Raw genomic sequence first — 6,075 nt, 5'->3', positions numbered from 1 at the left:
ACCGAGGAGGTCGTGGCCATCGTCAAGCTGGCCAACCGGCTGCGCATCCCGATCGTCCCCCGGGCCGGCGCCACCGGCCTCAACGACGGGGCCAAGCCCAACCGGGGCGGCATCGTGGTCGACACCAAGCGGATGAACAAGGTGCTGGAGGTCGACACCACCGACTGGACGGTCACCATCCAGCCGTCGATCAACATGCTCAAGCTCAACGAGCGCCTGGCCCCGTACGGCGTCTGGTATCCCGACGACCCGGCCTCCTACCCGGTCAGCATCGTCTCGGGCCGCATCGGCACCGGCGGCTGGTCGCTGCTGGGCAGCCGCTACGGCCACGTCCGCGACAACGTCATCTCCCTGGAGGTCGTGCTCCCCACCGGCGAGGTGGTCGAGGTCGGCCAGGGCGGCGGCCGCAAGATCCGCCACTCCTCGACCGGGTTCCGGCTCAAGGACCTGTTCCTCGGCCACCAGGGAACCCTGGGCATCGCCACCCAGGCCACCCTGGAGCTGTACCCCCGGCCCGAGGCCGAGTTCCCGGCCTTCTTCGGCTACGAGTCGTTCGAGGCCGGCTACCGGGCCATGCAGCCGTTCTGCCGCTCCAACCTGGCCACCCTGGCCGGGGTGATCCTGTTCGACGAGCGCAAGGTCCAGTACCTCCGGCGCGACGACGAGGCCTACATCCCCGAGCCGGAGTCGCTCCAGTCGATCGTGGCCGTGGCCGCCTACGGCTCCGAGGGCGAGGTCGCGGCCGCCCGCGACCGGCTGATGCGCATCGGCGCCGACACCGGCGGCCGCTACCTGGGTGAGGAGCTGTCGGAGCTGGACTGGGCGTCGCGCCACGACCGCTACGCGACCCCGCTGCACGGCCGCTCCCGCGACCGGGCCGTCCACATGAGCTGGCACTGCGAGGACGCGGCCATCACCTACTCCCAGCTGCCGTTCGTCAAGCGGCGCTGGCACGAGATCGCCGACCGCTACATCGCCGAGCACGAGGTGTTCGACAACTGGGGGATGTTCTTCTACACCAACAACGCCTACAAGGGCTGGGGCGACTTCCTGGTCGAGATCGACATCGGCATCTGGGAGCAGCGCCTGGACGAGGCCAGCTGGCGGGCCTGGACCGACATGAAGCGGGAGATCACCCAGGTGTCGCTGGACGCCGGCGGGTCGATCTCGGCCTGCCACGGCGCCACCCGCGAGGGCGAGGTCGAACTGGTCCCGGCCGAGCTCGGCGGCCAGTTCGACCTGATGCTGAAGCTCAAGCGGATGCTCGACCCCAACAACATCATGAACCCGGGCAAGTACCTGCTCGACCAGGCCTACGAGGACGGGGAGGGGTGAGCATGGCCGAGGAGCTGCCGCCGGGCGTGATCGACAACGACGGCCACTACGAGGTCGACCCGGCCCTGATGAGCGTCTACCCCCAGTTCGCCACCGACTTCGAGGTCCAGCGGATCGTCACCGACCGCCTCGAGTACCTGTACTGGGTGCAGCGCCACTTCGCCGACCAGGTGCTGCCGCCGCATGCCGAGGGTCCCAGCGGGTAGCAATCGGCGATGGACCAACCGGGAGGGGCCCCGGCCGGCGGGCACGTGGTGCTGTGCGGCCTCAACGAGCTCGGCTACCGGACGCTCGAGGAGCTGGTGCGCCTCGGGGTCGAGGTCGTCGTGGTCGTGCGGTCGCCGGCCGAGGAGCTGGCCAGGGGGGCCAGGGAGCTCGGCGCCACCCTGGTGCCGGGCAACTACCGCGACCAGGCGGTGCTGGCCGCGGCCGGGGTGGCGGCGGCCCGGGCCCTGGTCGTCACCGAGGACGACGACGTCGGCAACCTGCACGCCGCCCTGGCCGCCCAGGAGCTGAACCCGGCCCTGCGGATGCGGCTGCGGATGTTCAACCGCGAGCTGGGCCGCCGGGTCGAGGCGCTGTTCGAGGACTGCCAGGTGTTCGACTCGGCCGCCCTGGCCGTGCCCGCGTTCGTGTCGGCGGCGCTGCTCCAGGACTGGCAGCAGCGGGTCGAGGTGGCCGGCCGGACCCTGGTCGTGCGGCGGGCCGCCGCCACGGATCCCGGCGTGCTGCTGCCGTTGGCCCGGGTCCACCCGGACGGCGCGGCCGAGCTGTTCCCCGACGGCGGCCAGGAGCTGCTCTGCCTGTCCTGGGCGCCCGGCAACCGCCGGACCAGGCGCCCGGAGCGGCCGCCGGTGGAGCACCCCGGCCGGGTCGCCGCCGCCTGGACGGTGCTGCTCGGGGCCGACATCCGCCTGCGGGTCATGACGGCCATCGTCCTCGGGCTGACCGTGACCGGCATCGCCATCTTCTGGTGGTTCTCGGAGCAGGACCTCGACCTGATCGACGCCATCTACTTCACGGTCACGATCATGACCACCACCGGCTTCGGCGACATCCACCTGCGCAACGCCCCGCCGCCGCTGCAGCTCTACGGCGTCGCCCTGATGCTGTCGGGCACGGCCGCCCTGGCCATCCTGTTCGCGCTGATCACCGACGCGCTGATCAGCGCCCGGCTGGCCCGCGTCCTGGGCGCCAACATCCCCCGCGGGCTGCACGACCACGTGATCGTCTGCGGGCTCGGCAACATCGGCTACCGGATGGTGGAGCAGCTCCACGAGCTGGGCGTGCCACTGGTCGCCGCCGAGCTGCACGAGAGCAACCGCTACCTGCCGGCGGTGCGCCGCCTCGGCGTCCCGGTGCTGGTGGCCGACATCCGCCTGCCCGAGACGCTCCAGACCCTGCACGTCGAGCGGGCCCGCTCGGTGGTGGTGGTCACCTCCAGCGACATCGTCAACCTCGAGACGGCCCTGAACGTGCAGGCCCTCAACCCCGAGGTCCGGGTGGTGCAGCGGCTGTTCGACCCCGACCTGGCCGCCCGGGTCGAGCGGGCCTTCGGCATCCACATCTCCCGCAGCCCCTCGGCCCTGGCCGCCCCCGCGTTCGCGGCCGCCGCCGCCGGCGAGCACGTCCTGGCCACGATCGCCGTCGGGGCGGCGGTGCTGGGCGTTGTCCGGCTGCGGGTGGCCCCCGGCTGCCGGGTCCAGGGCCACACGGTGGCCGAGCTGGAGGCCGCCTCCAACAGCCGGGTCCTGCTGCTGGACGACGGCGCCGGCACCACCTGGCGGCCCCGGGGGACGACCCGGCTGGACGCCGGCGTCGAGCTGGTCGTGGTCATCCCCCGCGGCGAGCTGGGCCGCGTCCTCGCCTGGACCGAGACCGACGTCCACGCCACCCCCGACCCCAGCCCCTCATGACCACCTCGATCCCTCGGCTGCTCGGCTACGCCGCCGGCGGCGCCGCCGTGGCGGCGGCCGGGTACGTCGGGCTGGTCACCGGCGCCTGCCCGGTCGACCTGGGGGTCGGCCGGCGCACCCGGCCGCTCGGCCCGCAGCGGGTCGAGATGGCCGCCCCCCGCGAGCTGGTCTTCGACCTCATCGCCGAGCCCTACCTGGGCCGCACCGCGCGGGCGATGGCCGACAAGCTCTGGGTGCTGGAACGCGGCGGCGACATGGCGCTCGCGGCCCACTTCACCCCCCTGGGCGGGCGGCTCGGCCTGGTCGCCCAGACGGTCGAGACGGTCCGCTTCACCCGGCCCGAGCGGGTCGACTTCCGGCTGGTCCGCGGACCGGTGCCCCATGTCGTGGAGGCGTTCGTGCTCACCGAGGCGGCGGGCGGCACGGCGACCACGCTGGCCTACGACGGGGAGATCGGCGCCGACCTGTGGCGGGCGGGACAGTGGTGGTGCGAGCTGGTCGCCCGACGCTGGGAGCAGGCCGTCGCCAGCTCCCTGGCCGGGGTGAAGGCCGAGGCCGAACGGCGCGCCTCGGCGTCTACCCGACCTCCGGTGACTGGCCGCTGAATGGCCCCGGCGACGGTCCGCAGGGCCGCCTCCACGCCGTCGAGGCGCTTGTAGCGGAGCACCTCGTCGACCAGCTTGCGGTTGACCAGCCCCTGGTCGGCGAAGAGCAGCTGCAGCACCCCTTGAGCTCGCGGCGGCGCTCGGCGGCCGCGAACCCGTCGATGTAGTCGGCGTTGATGTCCTCGCCGAGGCCGGCGGGGCGACCAGGGTGAGCGACGCCACCCGGTCGGGATGCTCCAGGGCGGGCGAACGCGCCTCCCGACCCGCCAGCGCGGCGGAGCGTGCATCATGGGATGCGCCATACCCCGCCGCCCGGATCGCTGGAGGTGCCGCCCGCGTGAGGATCGAGTCCTCGGTGACCTCCGTGTCCTGGATCCCCAGGGAAGCCATCGAGGGGATGGTCAAGCTCCCGTTCGAGCTGGGCGTGGCCCACTACGACCTGCCCCCGCCCGACCGGCTCGACGACCTGGAGGGCCTGCTCGCCGCCAGCGCCATCCGCTTCGCCAACGAGCTGCGGGCCTACATCGAGGTCGACGACGACGGCCGCATCACCGGCCACGGGTACCTGGGCCGGGGCCACATGGGCCACACCCGGATGCGGCTGGCCGGGATCGGCCTGACCTTCCCCGGCATCAGCTACCCCGACCTGCGCGGCGAGCCCGAGGTCGGCGACGGCGTGGTCCGGTTCACCCAGACCGCCGGCGGCCAGCCGGGCATGCCGTCGCCCCGGCGGGTCCGGCGGCGGCCCTACCTCCAGGTCTCGGGGCCGGTGGTGTGGTCGACGCTGGCCCTGTCGATCCGCGCCGACGGCTCGGCCAGCTTCGAGGTCGTCGGGGCCAGCTCGTTCCCGCGCCACTGGATCTACGGCCACGACGGCACCCTCCAGGCCAAGACCGGCCTGATCGACTTCGACACCTGGTACCGGGAGTCGTTCGGGGAGAGGAACCCCTGGGGCGACGAGGAGTCGCCGACGGTGGTCACGGCCGTGGAGTCCCAGCTGGAGCGGGAGCTGTCGGCCATCATCATCGGCTCCGACCCGCCGTTCCGGCGCCTGCGCGAGGGCGCGGCCCTGGTGGAGCAGGGCGAGCTCGGCGACGAGCTGTTCCTGCTCTTCGACGGGGTCCTGGCCGTCGAGCAGGACGGCGCTCAGGTGGCCGAGGTCGGCCCCGGCGCCATCCTGGGCGAGATGGCCCTGCTCGAGGGCGGGCGCCGGACGGCCACCCTGCGGGCCGTGACCCGCTGCCGGGTGGCGGTCGTGCCCGGCGACCGGGTGGACCGGACGGCCCTGGCCGAGGTGGCCAGGCGCCGCCGCAACGGCTGAGCACCACGATGCTGACCTGCGCGAACTGCGGCGAGCAGAACCCGGAACGGGCCCGGTTCTGCCTCAACTGCGGCGCCGCCCTGGTGGCCGAGCAGCGCCGCGGGGCCCGCAAGGTGGTCACGGTGGTGGTCTGCGACGTCAGCGGGTCGACGGCCCTGGGGGAGCGGCTCGACCCGGAGTCGCTGAGCCGGGTCATGACCCGCTTCTTCGAGCGGACCAGGGCCGTCCTGGAACGCCACCACGGCCTGGTGCAGAAGTTCATCGGGGACGCGGTGGTGGCCACCTTCGGGGTCCCGGTGGTCCGCGAGGACGACGCCCTGCGGGCGGTCCGGGCGGCCGCAGGCATGCAGGACGCCGTCGCCGACCTGGACACCGAGGGAAGCCCGGCGATCGAGGTCCGCATCGGGGTCGCCACCGGCGAGGTCATGGTCGAGGAGACCGGCGGCGACCCGCTGGTCATCGGCGAGGCGGTCAACCTGGCCACCCGGCTCCAGGAGGCCGCCGGCCCCGGGGAGGTGCTGCTCGACCGGCGCACCTGGCACCTGTCCCGCGACGCGCTGGTCGCGGCCGAGGTCGAGGGGGTCGACGGGGGCGCCTGGCGGCTGGTCGACGTGTCCCCGGACGCGCTCGGGCACGCCCGGCGCTCGGACAACCCGCTGGTGGGCCGGCTGGCCGAGCTGCAGCTGTTCGACTGGATGTTCCAGCGGACGGTGCAGACCTCCACCTGCCACCTGCTGACCGTGCTCGGCCCGGCCGGGGTGGGCAAGTCGCGGCTGGTCGCGGCGGCCGTCGACGCCCTCGACGACGCCGCCACCGTGCTCTACGGCCAGTGCCCCTCCGACGCCGAGGGGAGCAGCTTCTGGCCACTGGCCGAGATCATCCGCCGGGCCGCCGAGAT

General features: G+C 73.5%; 6 protein-coding genes. All 6 read left to right on the top strand.

Going from position 1 to position 6,075, the window contains the following annotated elements:
- On the top strand, positions 1-1,335 hold a 1,335-nt coding region (locus tag VF468_26455), incomplete at its 5' end, for an FAD-binding oxidoreductase (GenBank protein ID HEX5881830.1).
- A gap of 2 nt (positions 1,336-1,337) precedes the next feature.
- Positions 1,338-1,541: a hypothetical protein gene (locus tag VF468_26450; GenBank protein ID HEX5881829.1), complete on the top strand. Its 204-nt coding sequence runs from the start codon at positions 1,338-1,340 to the stop codon at positions 1,539-1,541.
- A gap of 9 nt (positions 1,542-1,550) precedes the next feature.
- The gene (locus tag VF468_26445) at positions 1,551-3,251 is read left to right on the top strand and encodes a potassium channel family protein (GenBank protein HEX5881828.1); all 1,701 of its coding nucleotides are present in this window, start codon (positions 1,551-1,553) and stop codon (positions 3,249-3,251) included.
- Positions 3,248-3,856, top strand: a complete 609-nt coding sequence (locus VF468_26440) for an SRPBCC family protein (protein ID HEX5881827.1) — start codon at positions 3,248-3,250, stop codon at positions 3,854-3,856. The genes VF468_26445 and VF468_26440 overlap by 4 nt, the downstream gene beginning before the upstream one ends.
- 337 nt (positions 3,857-4,193) lie before the next feature.
- Positions 4,194-5,177 (top strand): cyclic nucleotide-binding domain-containing protein, encoded by a 984-nt coding sequence (locus VF468_26435; GenBank protein ID HEX5881826.1) that lies wholly within the window; start codon positions 4,194-4,196, stop codon positions 5,175-5,177.
- An 8-nt stretch (positions 5,178-5,185) separates the two neighbouring features.
- Positions 5,186-6,075: adenylate/guanylate cyclase domain-containing protein (locus VF468_26430; GenBank protein ID HEX5881825.1), on the top strand; the 890-nt coding region annotated here is incomplete at its 3' end.

The organism is Actinomycetota bacterium, from assembly GCA_036280995.1.
Taxonomy (GTDB): Bacteria; Actinomycetota; CALGFH01; order CALGFH01; family CALGFH01; genus CALGFH01.
This window is presented reverse-complemented; position numbering and strand designations above follow the sequence as displayed.